Below are 18,661 nucleotides of genomic sequence, written 5' to 3' on the forward strand. Positions count from 1 at the left end.
ACGCTACGCTCGCAATGGCTTGAGTAAACTGTTACTCTGGTCAGTCATTGCAGGCTTTAGTGTGGCAATCTATTTTTCGCTTGTTAAAATACCGCACATTGGTTACGTCCCTGCCGTTTGGCACGGTACAAAGCACTGTCAGCTTTACTGAAGGCATCTTGGCAGGCTACATTCGGACTCTTACGCGCTACCCCGATACTAATGGTAATTTTAACACGTCCCCCTTTATGGACGAAATCGCAATTGGCCACTTGAAAGCGCAGCCTTTCGGCAATCCTTAGACCTAATTCAAGAGAAGTACTCGGCAATACCAGCGCAAATTCCTCACCACCATAGCGAAAAGCCATATCCTTGCTCCGAATACTCATTTTTAACATCCTACCGACCATTTCCAAGACTTGATCACCAAATAAGTGGCCATAAGCATCATTTAATTGCTTAAAATGGTCAATATCAACAATCAGCAAAATATATTGCGAAATGTCAGCTGTCTTTTCCAAATAGGCCCGGTGATTTAACAAGCCTGTCAGCTGATCCGTATGCGCTAATTCATAATGATGAGCATTTTCTCGTATAAGTTCGGCGATCTGTCCCTGGTTTTCACACTGTGTTTCTACCACATTACACATATAAACAGCCGTTCCGGACAACAGGGCAAAACTAATTACATTGAATATTACATCAAGCCAAAAATCTACTGCCAGAGCATGGGTTGCAAAGAGCTGAGCAGTCACATAAACAAATGCAATTACCAGCGTCAAACGCATAGCCCGGTCGCGTCCCACCATGAGCACCATCCGCATTAACAGCAAATAGTATAAGATATTGCTGTACCTTGCTCCAACTACAGTAAGCCCAGCACACAGCATTAAATTGATAGCCAAATCACTCAAACGCGGCTTAGCCTGACGCCAGCATAAGAGCATGTTATAAAGAATGTATACACTGGCTAAGCCGGTAATCGCCGGCCACTGCGGCCCATGATTAAGCACGGCGGCTGTCAGAGAAAACAACACTGCAATAGCGCCCATTCGTCTGATAATCAGCTGTAGTTGTGTGGCAGGATCACCCCATATTTTTATTATATCCCCACCGTTGCTTGCACTCATGTTATTCAAACCCCTTTAAACACTAGGAGGAAATGTATGCTTCTTGTACAATAGTATCATATTTTCAGAATAAAAAGTAAGCTTTTCTTTTGCTGGATATCTTATAAAAAATTCTACAATTATTGTCATTTTCTTACAAAATATTCTATAAAAAAACAAAACAATCCCTGTAAAAATTATACACAGGGATTGTTTCTTATATTTTACTGTTTACTGACGTATTCAGCCACTCTCTTAAAGGCATTGCCACAGGCATAAATTGTCGCATTGATATCCTCTTGGGTATGAGCAGCAGACATAAATGAAGCCTCAAACTGAGAAGGAGCAAAATAAATACCCTGCTCCAGCATAGCGTGAAAGTAGACAGTAAACGCAGCTATATCTGAACATTTGGCACTCGCATAGTCGTAAACAGACTGCTCACTAAAAAACAGACCAAACATTGAGCCAGCTTGGTGAAATTGATAGGCAAAACCAAACTCCTTAGCTTTAGCCTGAATACCGGCACACAGCGCCGCTGTTTTGGCTGTGATTTTTTCGTAGAAGTCAGCATCCTGTGTCACTATCTGCAAAGTGGCAAGTCCGGCCGTCATCGCTAATGGATTACCGCTCAGTGTACCCGCTTGATATACTGGACCGGCCGGTGCAATCAGTTCCATGATATCCCGCCGACCACCATAGGCACCCACAGGCAGACCACCGCCAATTACCTTACCCAAACAGGTAAGATCAGGAGTAATATTATAGAGTTCCTGCGCCCCCCCATAAGCTACCCGGAAACCGGACATAACCTCATCGAAAATCAGCAGTGCGCCATACTGTTCGGTAATGGCACGTACTTTGTCCAGATACCCAGGTTTCGGCAGTACCAGTCCCATATTGCCAGGTACTGGTTCGATAATAACTGCCGCAATTTCTTCCCCTTGTTGTTCAAATAGATTGCTTAAACCCTGAACATCGTTATAATCAACCGTTATCGTATTACCGGCAATACTTTCCGGTACACCAGGGCTGTCAGGCACACCTAAGGTAGTTGCCCCTGAACCGGCCTTAACCAGCAGACTATCATGATGACCATGATAACAACCAGTGAACTTGACAATCTTACTGCGTTTGGTATATGCTCTGGCCACCCTTAGGACGCTCATTGTGGCTTCTGTACCTGAATTAACAAACCGAACAAGGTCCATGGAAGGAATGGCTTCCGTAATCAACCTGGCAAGTTCGGTCTCCAGGAGCGTGGGAGCGCCATAACTGGTGCCGCGTTCCAAGGCAACGCGCAGCTCAGCTGTTACCTCCGGATGGGCATGTCCCAAAATCATGGGACCCCAGGAACCTACATAATCAATATATTCATTTCCATCAATATCGAAAATATGGCTACCGTTTGCTCTGGCAATAAACGGTGGTGTACCGCCAACACCCCGGAACGAACGAACCGGACTGTTGACACCGCCAGGAATATATCGTTTGGCTTCTGCAAAAGCAGTTTCTGCTTTATTCAATGTAAATGTCATATTGAATCTCCCTTCGGGTTCTTATAGCCATTTTACAGCATCAAGCGCATGATAGGTAATAATAATATCAGCGCCTGCACGTTTCATGTTTGTTAACGACTCGATAACCATACGGGGCTCGTCAATCAGCCCCTGGGCCGCCGCCGCCTTAATCATAGCATACTCACCGCTTACATTGTACGCAGCTACCGGCAACAAAAACTCATCCTTAACCTGGCGAACTATATCCAGATAGGCTAAAGCAGGCTTAACCATCACAATGTCCGCACCTTCCTCAATGTCAAGCGCAACTTCCCGGAGCGCTTCGCGGGAATTGGCCGGATCCATCTGGTAGGCCCGACGGTCTCCAAACTGCGGTGCCGAATCAGCGGCCTCGCGGAAAGGTCCATAATAGGCAGAAGCATACTTGGCCGCATAAGACATAATACTGACATTGCTGTAGCCGGATTTATCCAGTAATGCCCGAATAGCCGCTACCCTGCCATCCATCATATCAGACGGAGCCACCATATCTGCCCCCGCTTTGGCGTGGCTGAGTGCCACTTGGGCAAGCAGTGGCAATGTTGCATCATTATCCACCTGCTGCTCATGTATAAGACCGCAATGTCCATGGCTGGTGTATTCACATAAGCAGACATCACTAATAATAACCAGTTCAGGTACTGCCTGCTTGATGGCCGTGATAGCCTGCTGCACAGGACTGCTCATGTCCCAGGCACTGCTGCCACGTTCATCCTTGTACTCAGGTAAACCAAATACCAGCACCGCCGGAATGCCTAGAGCATATGCTTCCCGCGCCAACTCCACAGCCTTGTCAGATGACAAATGGTAATTGCCCACCAAGGAGGAAATTTCTCTTTTGACATTGGTACCAGGCACAATAAATAAAGGATAGACCAAGTTGGCTGGCGTTAGCACCGTCTCCCGTACCATACTGCGAATACCGCCGGTAGCCCTCAGCCGCCGGGGGCGATAAATCATTGACATGGTTATTCCCCCTTATACAACGCTGTAATAGCTTCTATTAAACCCTTAATGGTATATTCTTCGGCAATGACATCAGGCTTAATACCATGAGCCAAACAAGTTTCGGCGGTAATGGGACCGATGCAGGCTACCTTGGCCTTGGCAACAAGCTGTGCCCCATTTTCCCCTAACAAATCTAGCAGATTAGTCACCGTTGAGGAACTTGTAAAGGTAACCAGCTCAATAGCACCTTGCTCCAGTTTAGCAGCTAACTCCTGGCCGTTAGTATCACCGGCAACGGTACGATAGGCAGGCGCAACTTTCACATCAGCTCCTAACTCTGTCAGTTTCGCCGGCAGAACGTCCCTCGCCACCAAAGCGCGGGGAATCAGTATTTTCATGCCAGATTTTATATAATCTGCTAATGCCTCAACAATACCTTCGGCCCGAAACTCAGCGGGAACAATATCGGCAGTAATACCAAAACTTTTTAGCTTGCCAGCCGTTTGCGAACCAATGGCAGCCACCTTGGCGGCAATAGCCCTCGTATCCAGCCCGGCAGCAGCCATACGCTCAAAGAAATATTCTACGCCGTTAACACTGGTAAATATGAGCCAGTGATATTCCTTAAGGTGAGTAATGGCATCATCAAGCTCCTCATAGCTTTCAGGCGGCACAATCTTAATAGCCGGCGCCTCAATACAGTCAGCACCTAGTTTCGCCAGTCCATCTGTCAGAACACTGGCCTGCTCGCGGGCCCGGGTAACCAGTACCTTCTTCCCAAACAGCAGTTTATTATCAAACCACGCCAGTTGCTCCCGTAATGAGACGACATGACCGACAATAAAAATAGCTGGTGGCTTTAAGCCCCTGGCAACAACATCCTGAGCCGCCTGACCAACTGTTGTCACCAGCACTTCCTGTTCCGGTTTAGTGCCCCAGCGAATGACAGCAGCCGGCGTATCAGCCGGACGGCCGTGTTCAATCAGCTTACTTGTAATATAGGGCAAATTTTCCACTCCCATAAGAAATACCAGCGTATCCACTGCAGTAGCCAATTTGTTCCATTTCATCGTAGATTCTGTCTTGGTAGGGTCCTCATGTCCGGTAATAACAGCAAAAGAAGTGGCAATTCCCCTGTGGGTGACAGGAATACCGGCATAGGCCGGTACAGATATCGCGGAAGTAATTCCCGGAACAATTTCAAACGGAAGCTCATGCTCTAGTAATTTTATTGCTTCTTCGCCACCGCGACCGAAGACAAACGGATCGCCGCCCTTTAGCCGGACAACCACCTTATTTTCTAATGCTTTATCTACCAGCAACTGGTTAATATCCTCCTGGCGCATAGTATGAGCGCTGGAGGCTTTCCCCACATAAATAAGTTCAACATCGGGCCGGGCATGATCCAGCAGCCGGTCATCAGCCAGCCGGTCATACACAATAGTATCGGCTTGTTTAATACACTCTATTGCTTTCAAACTAATCAGCCCGTAATCTCCAGGACCGGCGCCAACTAAGTAGACAATTCCCTGCTTCATAGCATCCTCCCTTAAACCCATCTATTACTGGTTCTCATATAACTTCGCCAATATCTCACGTCCGCCATTATCCAGCATACGCACAGCCAGTGTTTGTCCCAGCATGGCTGCTTCTGCCGGACTGCCAGCGATAGTATCCCGAATAGCCTCTTTGCCATCAGGCGACATAATAACAGCGTTAAGGCTAAGTTGACCGCTTTGGTCAAGCTGAGCATAAACACCAATCGGTACTTGACAACCGCCCTCCACCTCAGCCAAAAAGGTACGCTCGGCTAATGTAGCCTGGCGGGTTGGCTCGTGGTTTAAAAATGCCAGCATAGCCAGAGTCTCAGCGTCGTTTTCTCTTGCTTCAATGGCTAACGCCCCTTGCCCAACAGCAGGCAGACAAATCGATTGCGGCAATACCTGGGTAATATGCTGAGCCCACCCCAAGCGTCTCAGACCGGCAACTGCCAGCAAGATGGCATCCAGATTTTCTGTTGTCAGCTTTTTTAACCTGGTATCCAGGTTTCCGCGCAGATCGACAATGGTAAGATCAGGGCGGGCATTCAATAACTGAGCTTTGCGCCGCAGGCTGGAAGTACCTACCTTGGCGTTAACAGGCAGCTTATCCAGCGTTTTATAGTCCGGACTGATTAAGGCATCCCCCGGATCGACCCGGTCAGTTACAGCGGCCAGTATCAAACCTTCCGGCAATTGGGTCGGCATATCTTTAAGGCTATGCACAGCCAGATCAATTTCTCCGCTTAGCATGGCAACTTCCAGCTCCTTGGTGAATAAACCCTTGCCGCCAATTTTGGCCAGCGGTACATCCAGGATTTTATCTCCTGTCGTTACCATGTTTTTTAATTCAATCACTACATTGGGGTAGTGCTCCCGTAAACAAGCGGCTATATGATTAGCCTGCCACAAAGCCAGCTTACTGCCGCGCGTACCGATGACAAGTTTTTGTTTCACTGTCTCGTTCCTCTCCCAGCTGATCTTCCCGATTTATTTCCAATGCAATATCAAGCTTAAACATCTTACGAAGAGCATCTTTGTAATAATACTCCTTGTCCGTACCGGCTGCTTCATTCAGCCGTACAATGGGGTCGCGGAGCAGTTTTCTCACAATCATCTTCGACATATTTTCAAATATCCGCCGTTCTTCCGGCGTAATGTCCGGCAGCTTGGTCAAAGCCCGCTTTATTTCACGCTGACGAATACGTTCGGCTTTATCTGTTAACTGAGCCAACATCGGCTGATAGGACAAATAACGAAAACGGTCAATAATCTCAGCCATTTCCTCATCAATCAGTTTTTCAGCTTCAGCAGCTTCCTGTTCCCTTTCCCGCATATTGGACTCAACCACAGCCTCTAAATCGTCAATATTATAAAGAGTTACACCCGCAATAGCTCCTACCTCAGGCTCAATATCCCGTGGTACGGCAATATCAATGAAGAAAATCGGCCGCCCCTGCCGTTTGGGCATCAGGTGAGCCACATCCCAGGCCTGAATAATATAGTGCGGTGCTCCCGTGGAGGTAATCACGATATCAGCATCAACCGCACATTTCAAAAAATCCTCAAAAGGCACTGCAACACCCCGGAACTTGTCTGCCAAAGCCTCAGCCCGGCTAAAGTTACGGTTAGATACAAACACAGTCTTAACACCGTTGGCCACCAAATGGCGTGCCGTCAACTCGCTCATCTCGCCAGCGCCCAGCACCAATACATTGGAGGCAGATAAGTCGCCCAGTACCTTCTTAGCCAGCTCCACTGCAGCATAACTGACAGATACCGCATTATAGGCGATCCGGGTGGTAGTTCGCACCCTTTTCCCAACAGCAATAGCCCTGTTAAACAGTGTATTTAAGACAGTCTTGGTGGTTCCTGCGATCCGGGCAATGGCGTAGGCTGATTTTACCTGACTGAGAATCTGCCCTTCACCCAGTACCAGTGAATCAAGGCTGGCGCTTACTCTAAATAGATGCCTGATACATTCCTCTTGCTGAAAATAAAATAGATAATCATAGTTTGTCTCAGCTAACACGTTGGGTGCCATATAGTCAAGGAAATCCTGCATAACCGTCAAAGCATCATCGGCATCTTCCACAACCGCATACATTTCAGTCCGGTTGCAGGTAGACAAAATAACGCATTCCCGAATATCATCATATTCATAAATACGCTTATAGGCTGCTTTGATTTGTTCTTCTGAAAAAGAGAAACACTCCCGGACTTCTACCGGGGCCGTTCTATGATTCAGGCCCAATACAACAAGCTGCATTTCGTATTCTCTCCTCTGCCTCGCTAAACTTGCCTTGTTTAAGCAAATCAAGCGTCTCCTGATCAATGGTTTCACGCCAAAATTTTTCCCGATCCTTAGCTGTTGCCAAACGGTCCTTCATTTCTGTTCTAAGCTTGGCAAGCAGCGTCAGATAATGGCCATATTCCGGTCCATACCTTGCGGCAAGCTCTTCCCTCAGCCGCCTTGAGAGGGCCGGACTACCACCGCCGGTCGAAATCGTAAGTAATAAATCCCCATGGGCTACATGGGCTGGCACATAAAAATCAGATAAATCAGGCGCATCGGCAATAGTAACCAAAGCTCCTGCTGCCTGGGCTTCTGCCGCTGCCTGACGGTTTATTTCCGGATCATTCGTGGCGCAGAACACCAAAAAAAAATTATGTAAATCTCCGGCCTGATAGGTACGCGGTATCCATGCCAAACGGCCAGTTTCCTGCAAGCCGTTAAGCCCTGGTGTTAGTACAGGGCTAAATACGCTTATCTCGGCACCGGCCGTCAAAAGTGCCATTACTTTGCGCTCAGCTACCGCACCGCCGCCAATAACTCCACACCGCCGTCCGGTCAATTTGAGATTAATAGGGTATAATTCCATTTGTTTCACGTCCTGGACAAGCTAGTAACTACAAATATTTTACCACATTTCGCTGTCAAAAGGTAATTTTCCTTTATCGAACCAATAGTTTAGGATAATTATTCACTTTAATCGGTTCTCGTCGCCGGCGGCAGCGGTTTGACGGGTAGAGCAAAATAAGCTTCCAATATGCGGCGGGTGACAGGCGCAGCTGCCATTGAGCCCTCGCCACCATCTTCAATAAAGACTGACATAGCAATCTCAGGATTTTCTGCCGGCGCATAACAAACAAACCAGGAATGAGTAGTACCGCGTCCAGTTTCGCCTGAGCCGGATTTCCCGGCTACCGTTTTGGGGAAACCGCTAAAAACCGCAGCCCCTGTACCCTGAGTTGTAACTGCAAGCATTCCCCGCCGAATCGTCTCCCACACCTCAGGCCTGAGATACACGTTCCTGATAACCTCAGGCTCAATTATTTGGGCAATATCTCCTTCTACTGTCAGCACTTTGTCAACAAGAATCGGCTTGTAAACAATCCCACCAGTTGCGACCGTCATGGCCAGCATGGCTTGTTGCAAGGGGGTTGCCAGGTAATAGCCCTGACCGATCGCAGCAATCAGAGTTTCGCCCGGATACCAGACTTCACCATAATTGGCCTGCTTCCACTCAGTAGTTGGAACCAACCCCTTTTCTTCACCTGCGAGCTTAATGCCTGTGGTTTGTCCATAACCAAAGGTCAGTGCATAGGAGGCTAACGTATCCACCCCCAGGCGGTTGCCTAATTCATAAAATACGGGATCACTCGACCAGGCCAAACCATCGACAATATTCAATTTTCCCAAGCCCTTGGTATTCCAGCCATAAAAGCTCCAGCCGTTTAGGACATATACCCCTTTATCATCAAATATTTCTTGTGTTGTTGTTGCATTCGTATCCAGAGCGGCCGCAGTTGTAATAATTTTGAATACCGAGGCCGGTGGATAGGCATTTTGAATAGCACGGTTAGTGAGAGGATTGTTGTGATTATTGATAAGTTGGTTCCAGTCCTGATTGCTAATACCACCGGCAAACCGATTGGGGTCAAAGGCTGGGGTACTGGCCATAACTAATACGCCGCCTGTTTTGACATCAAGTGCAACAACGGCCCCTCCTTTTGCTGGCGCACCTATTTTCCGGCTTTCTTCCACTTGCACTCTCAGTGCCTCTTCGGCTGCTTTCTGCAGGTTGCCGTCAATGGTTAGCCCTAGCCCTTGCCCCGGTATTGCTGGACGATCACCCAGTGGTTGCACTTCTTCCCCTACAGCATTGACCTCAATCTGCCGGGCACCGTCTTTGCCCCTCAGAATAGATTCCCATTCCCCCTCCAAGCCGTCTTTGCCAATTAGATCATTCGGATGATAGCCTTGCTTTTTACGCTCTGCATATTCTTGCTGATTAATATAACCAATAAAGCCCAGCACATGGGCTGCCAGTTCATTATACATATAGTGTCTGACAGGCATGGCCTCAATGACTACACCTGGCAGATAAGACTGACGCTCTTCGATTTTGGCGATGGTTGCCGCATCGGCATCCCGTTTGATAGGTAGCGGCGTATAAGGAAAATCCACACTGCTCTGCAGCAATTGCCGGATTTCCTCTGCAGCTACTCCGGTAATAGCAGCCAGTAGCAATGTATTCTCTGGTGAATTGTTATATTCGTTAGGAATAATAGATACAGCAAAACTTGGTCTATTGGTCACAATGACGGCACCATTTCTGTCATACATTGTACCGCGCGGTGCCAGTGCATTAATCTGTCTGGTACGGTTCTGTTCCGCTATTTTCTTATACTGGGCACCCTGAAACAGTTGCATCCATACTAATCGAAAAGTAAGTACACCGATTATACCAATAACAATCATAGCTAATATCCTAATGCGCCGGTTTCTCTCCCACATATGGCTGTCACCTTTTCCTCAATGACAAATTTACTACATAGTATCCCATAAATAGATAAAGAAAACACAACTTTCGCCAATCCTTAACCGCAGCGGGCTATTGTAAGAAAAATAAAAAAAATGCAGTAAGTTTACTTACTACACCCTATACAATATCTATACAATTATACAATGCGTTACATTTTATTCACTCTAATCTCATACTAATATCCGCAGCTTTTACAGAGTGGGTAAGCGCCCCACTCGAAATAATGTCTACTCCCTTGGCCGCCAATTCAGCGATTCGTTCCCCGGTAATATTGCCGGATACCTCAATTAATGCCTGACGGTTAATGAGCTTTACAGCCTCTTCTATCATCGGCAGCGGCATGTTATCAAGCATAATAACATCGACACCGGCAAGCAAGGCCTCCTGGACCTGATTTAAATCTTCAACTTCTACTTCCACCTTCATAAATGGCGACATCCTAGTACGCACCTTTTGCACAGCTACCAAAATACCACCTGCGGCTTTACTATGATTATCCTTAATTAATACCATTGAATCCAGACCATAACGGTGATTTGTACCACCCCCGATAGTAACAGCGTATTTTTCCAGCATGCGCAACCCTGGTGTTGTTTTGCGAGTGTCGGCAATTAATGTGTTTCGCTCCCCGCAGGCCTCAACATATTGCCTTGCAGTAGTGGCTATCCCTGTCAGGTGTTGTAAAAAATTTAAGGCTACCCGCTCCCCGGCCAATAATGCCCGGGTTGGACCTTGTAACTGCGCAAACTTTTCCCCCTGCTGCACCCAGTCACCATCAACGTATTGGGGCGTAACTTTCACTCTTTCATCGAGCAGGGCAAATACCCGTGAAAAAACCGTCATTCCTGCCAAAACCATATCTTGTTTAGCAACAAGATACCCCTGCGATACATGCTCTTCTGAAAAAATCGCCTCGCTTGTCACATCCCCATACCCGATATCCTCAATTAATGCCTGTCGCAACAGTTCATCCAATGCCAGCTTGTTCATTGTATTACCGTCTTCCTTCCCCATTGTTGTAAAATATGTTTCTGTAAATCTTGATCATTTTTCTCCGGAAAATCTATCCGGTAGTGACATCCTCTGCTTTCAGTCCTCAGTAATGTTGCTTCCAGCAATAACTCTGCCAGCTGATAAGCATTACAGGCAGGATAGCTTTGCATACCCCCAGGGGGAATCACCGAACTTTTCTTACTGTCACGCACCCACTGTAATGCAGCCTCCAACCCTTTACCCTGGCGTACCACTCCGGCAGCAAGCTCTAATTTCGTCCGCAGTGCACTTACGTCATTGTAATTGCCGCTTTCTCCCGTAGTACAAGCCAGCTGCCCAGAATTCATTCTTGGGGCAGGGAAATTATCATTGATGCTTGCAGCAACCCGGTGGCCAAACACAATCCCTTCAAGCAGAGAATTGCTGGCAAGCCTGTTGGCACCATGAACCCCTGTCGCGGCAGCTTCGCCACATGCATATAAACAAGCTACACTGGTCTTACCCCAAAGATCGGTCTTAATCCCCCCAATAGTATAATGTGCCGCCGGTGCAATAGGGATAATATCTTGTTCCATAAAATAGTTATTTTTCGCAAGCTCGGCATACACTTGCCGGAACCGGTCCATTACGTATTCTTTGCCAAGATGTCTGGCATCCAAACCAATCGGCTTGCCTCCTTGTTTGCCTGCCTCCTGCAGCATAGCTCGCGACACTTCATCCCGCGGAGCCAGTTCTCCTGCAGGATGATAGGTTGACATGAATCTTTGCCCTGCTGCGTTTAGCAAAGTAGCACCCTCACCCCGCAGTGCCTCTGTTAATAAAAATACCCTGCCGGATTTTGTGGTAAAAGCTGTCGGATGAAACTGAACAAACTCCATATCAGCAATAACCGCTCCGGCCCGATAGGCTGCCGCCACACCATCACCACTTGACGAAATTGCATTGGTAGAACGAGCATACAAGCCGCTATATCCACCTGTGGCAACAACAACGACCGCAGACCGGAAATATACGAGTTTGCCGGCCTGAACAATCACACAACCACAGCACCCTTCCTGATCTGTCGCTATATCCACCAAAAAGCACGATTCCAAGCGGTCGATGTTCGTAGTATCGTTAACTTTGCCTGCTAATAATTCCGCAATGTATTTCCCGGTATAGTCATAGTAATGCACTACCCGGTTGCGGGAGTGTCCAGCCTCCCTGGTTAACTGCAAACCTTTTTCATTATGGGAAAAACTAGCTCCCAGCGATATTAGGAAATCCAAGGCCTCAGACCCCTCAGATGCCAAAACCTTTACCGCTTCCTCCCGGCATATCCCTTGCCCGACTCGTAATGTGTCTGCAATATGTTCCTCCACCTTATCATCCGGGCCTACCGCTACCGCCATACCACCCTGCGCTTTATATGTACTGCATTCTGCAAGCTGACCTTTGCTTACAATAGCAACTTTTAATCTGGAGTCTAATAATAAGGCCGTAGACATGCCGGCAATTCCTGCACCGACAATGATAACATCATATTCTTTACTTGCACTTATCAACTCATTGTGTTTTGAAGTAAGATAGCCCCGTTCTGCCCTCATGCCAACTCCAGCATGAGGGTGAGCGTATGTCGCGCTTTTTCCGCAACTGTCTCGTCCACATTAATTTCGTAACGGTTATTCAGCAAAGCGTCATAAATACTCTGCTGTCTTGTCTTCTTCATATTCGGACATACCAGGCCAGAATGAAGCAAAATAAACTGTTTTTCCGGGCAAACAGTTCTTAATTTACACAAAACACCTACTTCTGTACCAATAACAAAAACCTCTGCCGGTGAATTTTCAACATAGCGGATAATCTCCGACGTACTACCCACAAAATCAGCCAATTTTACCACAGCCGGTATACACTCCGGATGAATCAGAATCTTGGCTTCAGGATATCGCTGCCTTACCTGGGTTACATTTTCAGCCTTTACCTTCGCATGGGTGACACAACACCCTTGCCACAAAATCAGTTCTTTGTCAGGCAATTGTTTGGCTACATAATCGCCTAAGTTTTCATCAGGAATAAAAATCACTTTCGAACCAGGCAGTGATGCTACAACCTTAACTGCATTTGCAGATGTGCAGCATATATCACTTTCCGCCTTTACTTCAACCGATGAATTGACATAGCAAACAACCGGCACACCTGGATGCCGGGACTTAAGCTCTCTCACATTCTCAGCGGTAATAGTATCAGCCAATGGACAACCCGCATCAATCTCCGGCAATAATACAACCTTATCAGGCGAGAGTATCTTTGCTGTCTCAGCCATAAAGCGAACACCGCAAAAAACAATACCATCACTTTCTATTTTTGCCGCAACTTTACTCAAATAGAAGGAGTCACCAACATAATCTGCAACCTCTTGCACTTCGTCCAGTTGATAGTTATGCGCCAGGATAAGAGCATTCCGCTTTCGTTTTAGATTCTCTATTTCCTCTTTTAGCTCTGTCAAGGTATTTGTTCCTCCTAAAGAAATTTCCATAGATATTATGATTACCATTACTCATATACCTATTCTATCTCTATGACAAGACAACTGTCAAGACAGTTGTCAAAGCTTACTCTAGTAATAAATGCCTGCGCTATTTAGCAAAAAAATAGTCAGGTATATGCTAAAGCATACACCTGACTAGTAGCATGGCAACCTCAGTCACCCGATTTTTAGTTAATTTGCATAGTCTTTACCGACTATTACCTGCACCACATTCGCCCGGCTGCTATCATTATTAATCTGCAGCGCATAGTTGAAAGGCAAACCTGTTAACTTGCCGCTAGCTTCATTGCTATTGGCAACAACCAGGGTATTTTTATTGCCAGAACCAGAACCAGACACACTGACAACATTATAGCCCTGACCTCTGAGAGTAGCTGCCATTTTCTCACCAGCGCCATTAATACCACTGGCATTTATTACCTCAAACTGCAGCTTACCGCTGGCAGCTGCCGCCTTGCTTTCAGGCACTTTCTCCTTATCGGTGGTCGTTGGCTTATTCGGTGCCTTGGGATCAGTTACACCAGGCTTTTTGGCCTCTTTAGTCTCGGTCGTTTTTTTTGGCAACTCAACAATTTTCATTTCTTTCGGAATGGAACGCTCATATTGACTTGCTGTAGTACGCACCTCGGCAAAATACTTATCGTCTGCTGTCACGCCCTGCGATGCGGCCACATAGGCTCGCAGTTCGGTTATGTCAGGCAGCCAATAACTAATATCATCAATATATGCCGGTTTCCCTGGCACCATAGCTGCCTTCAGTCCAGTCTTGCCAGCATCATTTAACAGCTTAGCCAGCTTAATCATATCAGCGGTTGTCATATCAGTTGTAACTGCGGCATTTACCTCCCGGATGATGCTTGGTACCCGGGGCAGGATAAATGGACTGGTCACTTCCTCAAGCAAGGCTTTGAGGAACTTTTGCTGGCGGGCAATCCGGCCAATATCGCCTTCTTCATCCCGGTAACGCACATATTTAATGGCTGTACGCCCATCCAGTTTTTGCTCGCCAGGCTGCAGATCAATCACCAGGTTGTCATAGGGGTCTTCATAATACATGCGTTTTTCGACATCAATAGTCACGCCGCCGACGGCATCGACAATTTTGTTGAAGGCAGCAAAGTTAATAAGCACATAATAATCCATCGGAATACCCAGTAAATCCTCGACAGCCTTCTGCGATAGTTTATGGCCGCCATAGGCATAGGCATGGTTAATTTTATCCCAGCCATTGCCGGGAATCTTGACCCTGGTATCACGCGGTACTGACAGTAAAGACACTTGTTTTGTCGAAGTATCTACTGTAACAACCATCATCGTGTCCGAACGGCCAACATCATCACTGCGTTCATCAACGCCCATTACCAAAATATTAATCTTGTGCGGCAACCCAACAACATCGGCGCCAACTCGCCGTGCTTTTTCAAAAGTGCCGCCAGTTGACCAATAATAAGTGGCACCGGCTACACTAACAAATAAAAGAAAACAGGTTAATATAAGTAAAAACCGGTTGCGCCGGGTTTTACGCTGATCCGTAATCCGCTTTTCGAGGCGTGATGCCATGACACAATCACCCTTTCCTCATCCTTTTACAACATTTTACTTTAATCACACAACAAGATAAGCCCCCTAGCACTGGGGGCTTATCTTGAAGTATAGCAAAAAATGTAGTTTCGGGTCAAGTTTTTTTTATAATCACTTTGTGTGTAAAACTTCACCAAATTACCTAAAAACTATTTTTGAGGTGATCTGGTAAAATAGTTTTTGTCATACTCTATTTTAAGATCATCTAGTTTGTTTTGTTTAAGTTTCGCTTCAATCTTAGCTTTATTAATAGTTGCATATGGAAAAAGTTCACATATTATCTATATCCATAAAGAGTCTACACCGCCCTCCAACCTATGTTATTATTTAAATACAAATGTCCTGGAAAACGAATTTTACACCCGTTCATCCAGGACATTTATGTCTTTTTTATTTGTAACCCATGTCTGGGTCAAAACCCGTTACTGTCCTTTAGGAAACTTTTTGTCAATAGTTCCCCATATTTCAGGCTGTTCCTGGCCTAAGCGCCAGATAGCAATACCGGCCGGGTTATATTTGGCCACAATATCCAGTTTAGCGGCTGTACTTTTGTCATTCTCAAACCAGACTTCATGATCCTTGTATTTAAAATGGGGGGCTTGGGCTTTATCATCATAGGCTATTTTAGCGCCATTCTTTTCCGCCAAGACAATGGCATCAGCATATTTTATGGTTTCACCCTTTTTGCCTACCCAATCATAGCCGTACGCACCAACTCCGATAATCACCTTATGCGGGCCACCACATTTGTCGATAGCGTACTTGATATTTTTATCATACCAGTCGATTGGTGCGATAGGACCAGGCTCAGAGGTAGCCCAGTGGTTGTCATAGGTCATAATCTGCAGAAAATCAGCATTGGCTGCTAGCTTCGGATAGTCATAGGCACCAGATACGTCCTCCGCCACGTCTACCTGAGGGAAAACGGAAATAATGAGCAATTTATTGATTGCCTTCATTTTGGGGTAAAGCTCGGCCATGAAGGCTGTCAGGTTATCCTTATGTTTTGGCGGCAGTAGCTCAAAATCAATATTAATGCCGTCATAGCCTTTTTCCTTGACCATCTTAATAATACTGTCTGTTACCTTGGTACGGATGGCCGGATCTCCCAGCACTGCATCAGTTGCTCCGGTTTTATTTGTTACCAGTGGGTACATTTTAAGACCCAGTTGACGAGCTGTGTCATAAACCAACTGACTATCCTTGGCTTCCAGCGTGCCGTCAGTGGTAGCTCTATACCAGAAAGGACCAACTGCCGACATGCTCTTGGCATGGGTTTTCATACTGGGAAAAGAGCCTGTTTGATCCGGTGTGCCCGGCCAAGGATTCTCATAATAACCAATAACCATCCGTGCCGGCATAGCAACATTGCCTGGCGCACCAGGACTCATTTGATTAGCCTGATCACCAGGCAGCAGCTTAGGTGCCGGTTTGTTAGCCGTACTGCAACCACCGGCAACAACAGCAGCAATAACAAAGAGAATGAGAAGAACACTTGTGATTACCTTGTAGTATGTATTAACACGCAAAACTGTCACCCTTTCCGTTACTATTGTTGATTTGTATCAATAATAGTATTGGCTGGGTGACAGTTCTTATGCCTGGCAATTTTACTCAGGCAGCTTGGTCAGCACTTGCGCAACATGTTTTAATGTTTCCCATTTTTTACAGAAACAAAACCGGACTTGGCGGCTGCCTTTGGCTTTATTCGCATAAAACGAGGAACCTGGCACAGTAGCCACGCCTGTCAACTCAATCAGCTTGCGGCTAAAGGCAGTATCATCGGTTATCCCTAAACGCGCCATAATATCACTGGCATCAGTAAGTACATAATATGCGCCTTGGGGCAGCTCGCATTTAAACCCAGCTTGGCGCAAAGCGCCCAGAACAAAATCGCGGGCTTCGCCATAATGGCTTTTTAATCCCTCATAGTATTCAGGCCCATAGGTCATAGCCTCAGCAGCAGCATGTTGAAGTGGCGTGGGCGCTCCGACAGTAAAAAAATCATGCACCTTACGGATGCGCTTAGTAATTTCCGGTGCGGCAATAGCCCAACCCACCCGCCAACCAGTGACCGAATAGGTTTTGGAGATGGAATTAATAGTGATTGTCCGCTCAGCCATACCTGGCAGAGAGGCAATTGATACATGCCTGGCACCGTCGTAGAGAATATGCTCATAGATTTCATCAGCGACAGCATAGGTATCCCATTTGATACACAGAGCAGCAATTTCCGCAAGCTCTTCCTTGCTAAATACCTTGCCTGTCGGATTATTGGGCGTATTAATGATGATGGCTTTCGTCTTTTCATTGAAGGCAGCTGCCAACTCTGCTGCCAAATAGTGCCAGTCAGGTCCATACAACGTTACATAGCGCGGCGTAGCCCCTGACAAAATAGAATCCGGGCCGTAATTCTCATAAAACGGCTCAAAAATAATAATTTCGTCGCCAGGGTTAATAAGCGCCTTTAAAGTGGCAATCATGGCCTCAGTGGCACCACAGGTGACGGTAATGTCGGTCTTGGGGTTGCATTCGATGTGATTGTAATCACGAACCTTTCGGCTGATGGCCTCTCTGAGCTCAGGCTCACCAAAGGTTACCGGGTACTGGTTAAACCCCGCCTGGATAGCACGGATGGCAGCTTCCTGAATGGCTTTAGGACTTTCAAAGTCCGGAAAGCCTTGCGACAGGTTATAGCCGCCTGCTTCATCACAGATACGAGTCATTTCCCGGATGACTGATTCGGAAAAAGTTTCGGTAATTTGGGATAATTTTTTCATAGCTGACCTCCGTGATTTAGGTATTGGTATTAGCTGCTTTCCACGCTTCTTCTCTGATAAGCCCCATGACTTCCTTTTTAATGCGGATAAAGTCATCAGTAAGTTTTAGATCAAAAGTACGTTCATTAGGCAGCTCCACATTGATTTTTGCCTTAATTCTCCCTGGCCGGGCTGTCATTACATAGATGGTGTCGCCAAGAAAAACGGCTTCATCCACATCATGAGTAACGAAAAGAATGGTCTTATGGGACTCATCCCACACACTTAAGAGCAATTCCTGCATAACTGTCCGAGTCTGGGCATCAAGAGCCCCAAAGGGCTCATCCATTAACAGCACTTCGGGATCATTGGCCAAAGCACGGGCAATAGCCACCCGTTGCTTCATACCGCCTGACAAGTCACGGGGGAAAAAGGTCTCAAAGCCTCTGAGGCCAATCTTTTCAATATAATGGTCGGAAACCTCAATGCGCTCTGGTCTACTTTTGCCAGCAACATCCAGTCCAAATTCAATGTTTTCCCGCACAGTCAACCACGGAAACAGGGTATACGTCTGGAACACCATGCCCCGGTCACTCCCTGGGCCGGTTATTTCCCGCCCGTCAAGGAGTACCCGGCCTGAGGTCGGTTCTTCCAGACCGGCAACGATTTTCAAAATGGTCGATTTGCCGCAGCCTGAGGGACCGAGTATGGTAACAAACTCACTGGGCTTAACGGTAAAACTGGCCTCTGCCAAGGCAATAACCTGACGCTCCTTGCCAGTAAATATTTTGCTTACGCCATCAATGATTACTTTATCTTGCGTCATTTCTGTCATG

15 protein-coding genes are annotated in these 18,661 nt (G+C 46.7%); all 15 read right to left on the bottom strand.

The genetic code is table 11. From position 1 onward, the window contains the following. Positions 1–83: 83 nt before the first annotated feature. Positions 84–1,109: a sensor domain-containing diguanylate cyclase gene (locus SALPA_RS09140; protein ID WP_145092618.1), complete on the bottom strand. Its 1,026-nt coding sequence runs from the start codon at positions 1,107–1,109 to the stop codon at positions 84–86. A 203-nt stretch (positions 1,110–1,312) separates the two neighbouring features. Continuing rightward, the gene (gene hemL / locus SALPA_RS09145; protein ID WP_145092621.1) at positions 1,313–2,626 is read right to left on the bottom strand and encodes a glutamate-1-semialdehyde 2,1-aminomutase; all 1,314 of its coding nucleotides are present in this window, start codon (positions 2,624–2,626) and stop codon (positions 1,313–1,315) included. A gap of 21 nt (positions 2,627–2,647) precedes the next feature. Then, on the bottom strand, positions 2,648–3,613 hold the full coding sequence (gene hemB / locus SALPA_RS09150; protein WP_145092624.1) for a porphobilinogen synthase: 966 nt from the start codon (positions 3,611–3,613) through the stop codon (positions 2,648–2,650). Between the two features lie 2 nt (positions 3,614–3,615). Continuing rightward, positions 3,616–5,133 carry a uroporphyrinogen-III C-methyltransferase gene (gene cobA / locus SALPA_RS09155; protein ID WP_145092625.1) on the bottom strand — a complete coding sequence of 506 codons (1,518 nt, stop codon included), beginning with the start codon at positions 5,131–5,133 and terminating at the stop codon, positions 3,616–3,618. 24 nt (positions 5,134–5,157) lie between these two features. Then, complete coding sequence (gene hemC / locus SALPA_RS09160; RefSeq protein ID WP_145092628.1) at positions 5,158–6,090, bottom strand: hydroxymethylbilane synthase; 933 nt, start codon at positions 6,088–6,090, stop codon at positions 5,158–5,160. Then, positions 6,053–7,402: a glutamyl-tRNA reductase gene (gene hemA, locus SALPA_RS09165; RefSeq protein ID WP_145092630.1), complete on the bottom strand. Its 1,350-nt coding sequence runs from the start codon at positions 7,400–7,402 to the stop codon at positions 6,053–6,055. The genes hemC and hemA overlap by 38 nt, the downstream gene beginning before the upstream one ends. Continuing rightward, positions 7,371–8,015 (bottom strand): bifunctional precorrin-2 dehydrogenase/sirohydrochlorin ferrochelatase, encoded by a 645-nt coding sequence (locus SALPA_RS09170; RefSeq protein ID WP_145092633.1) that lies wholly within the window; start codon positions 8,013–8,015, stop codon positions 7,371–7,373. The genes hemA and SALPA_RS09170 overlap by 32 nt, the downstream gene beginning before the upstream one ends. Before the next feature lie 107 nt (positions 8,016–8,122). Beyond that, a complete protein-coding gene (gene mrdA / locus SALPA_RS09175) occupies positions 8,123–9,934 on the bottom strand; it encodes a penicillin-binding protein 2 (protein ID WP_145092636.1) in 1,812 nt (603 codons plus the stop codon). Positions 9,935–10,121: 187 nt separating this feature from the next. Further along, positions 10,122–10,952: a carboxylating nicotinate-nucleotide diphosphorylase gene (gene nadC, locus SALPA_RS09180; protein WP_145092639.1), complete on the bottom strand. Its 831-nt coding sequence runs from the start codon at positions 10,950–10,952 to the stop codon at positions 10,122–10,124. After that, positions 10,949–12,541: an L-aspartate oxidase gene (gene nadB, locus SALPA_RS09185; protein ID WP_145092642.1), complete on the bottom strand. Its 1,593-nt coding sequence runs from the start codon at positions 12,539–12,541 to the stop codon at positions 10,949–10,951. Before nadB ends, nadC begins: the two co-directional genes overlap by 4 nt. After that, positions 12,538–13,443 (bottom strand): quinolinate synthase NadA, encoded by a 906-nt coding sequence (nadA, locus tag SALPA_RS09190; protein WP_145092644.1) that lies wholly within the window; start codon positions 13,441–13,443, stop codon positions 12,538–12,540. The genes nadB and nadA overlap by 4 nt, the downstream gene beginning before the upstream one ends. Before the next feature lie 213 nt (positions 13,444–13,656). Beyond that, a complete protein-coding gene (locus SALPA_RS09195) occupies positions 13,657–15,045 on the bottom strand; it encodes an LCP family protein (RefSeq protein WP_145092647.1) in 1,389 nt (462 codons plus the stop codon). A gap of 443 nt (positions 15,046–15,488) precedes the next feature. Then, a complete protein-coding gene (locus tag SALPA_RS09200; RefSeq protein ID WP_145092650.1) occupies positions 15,489–16,604 on the bottom strand; it encodes a glycosyl hydrolase family 18 protein in 1,116 nt (371 codons plus the stop codon). 72 nt (positions 16,605–16,676) lie between these two features. Continuing rightward, a complete protein-coding gene (locus SALPA_RS09205; RefSeq protein ID WP_145092653.1) occupies positions 16,677–17,846 on the bottom strand; it encodes a pyridoxal phosphate-dependent aminotransferase in 1,170 nt (389 codons plus the stop codon). Positions 17,847–17,862: 16 nt separating this feature from the next. Next, positions 17,863–18,660, bottom strand: a complete 798-nt coding sequence (locus SALPA_RS09210; protein ID WP_255451092.1) for an ABC transporter ATP-binding protein — start codon at positions 18,658–18,660, stop codon at positions 17,863–17,865. Position 18,661: the final 1 nt, after the last annotated feature.

The sequence above is a fragment of the Sporomusa sp. KB1 genome, from assembly GCF_007830295.1.
Taxonomy (GTDB): Bacteria; Bacillota; Negativicutes; order Sporomusales; family Sporomusaceae; genus Sporomusa.

Bases quoted from the DNA above. Each gene is read 5' to 3' on its own strand.
- hemA (WP_145092630.1), bottom strand. From the start codon at position 7,402: ATGCAGCTTGTTGTATTGGGCCTGAATCATAGAACGGCCCCGGTAGAA.
- SALPA_RS09210 (WP_255451092.1), bottom strand. From the start codon at position 18,660: ATGACAGAAATGACGCAAGATAAAGTAATCATTGATGGCGTAAGCAAA.
- SALPA_RS09195 (WP_145092647.1), bottom strand. From the start codon at position 15,045: ATGGCATCACGCCTCGAAAAGCGGATTACGGATCAGCGTAAAACCCGG.
- cobA (WP_145092625.1), bottom strand. From the start codon at position 5,133: ATGAAGCAGGGAATTGTCTACTTAGTTGGCGCCGGTCCTGGAGATTAC.
- mrdA (WP_145092636.1), bottom strand. From the start codon at position 9,934: ATGTGGGAGAGAAACCGGCGCATTAGGATATTAGCTATGATTGTTATT.
- SALPA_RS09205 (WP_145092653.1), bottom strand. From the start codon at position 17,846: ATGAAAAAATTATCCCAAATTACCGAAACTTTTTCCGAATCAGTCATC.
- SALPA_RS09140 (WP_145092618.1), bottom strand. From the start codon at position 1,109: ATGAGTGCAAGCAACGGTGGGGATATAATAAAAATATGGGGTGATCCT.
- nadC (WP_145092639.1), bottom strand. From the start codon at position 10,952: ATGAACAAGCTGGCATTGGATGAACTGTTGCGACAGGCATTAATTGAG.
- hemL (WP_145092621.1), bottom strand. From the start codon at position 2,626: ATGACATTTACATTGAATAAAGCAGAAACTGCTTTTGCAGAAGCCAAA.
- SALPA_RS09170 (WP_145092633.1), bottom strand. From the start codon at position 8,015: ATGGAATTATACCCTATTAATCTCAAATTGACCGGACGGCGGTGTGGA.
- hemB (WP_145092624.1), bottom strand. From the start codon at position 3,613: ATGTCAATGATTTATCGCCCCCGGCGGCTGAGGGCTACCGGCGGTATT.
- nadB (WP_145092642.1), bottom strand. From the start codon at position 12,541: ATGAGGGCAGAACGGGGCTATCTTACTTCAAAACACAATGAGTTGATA.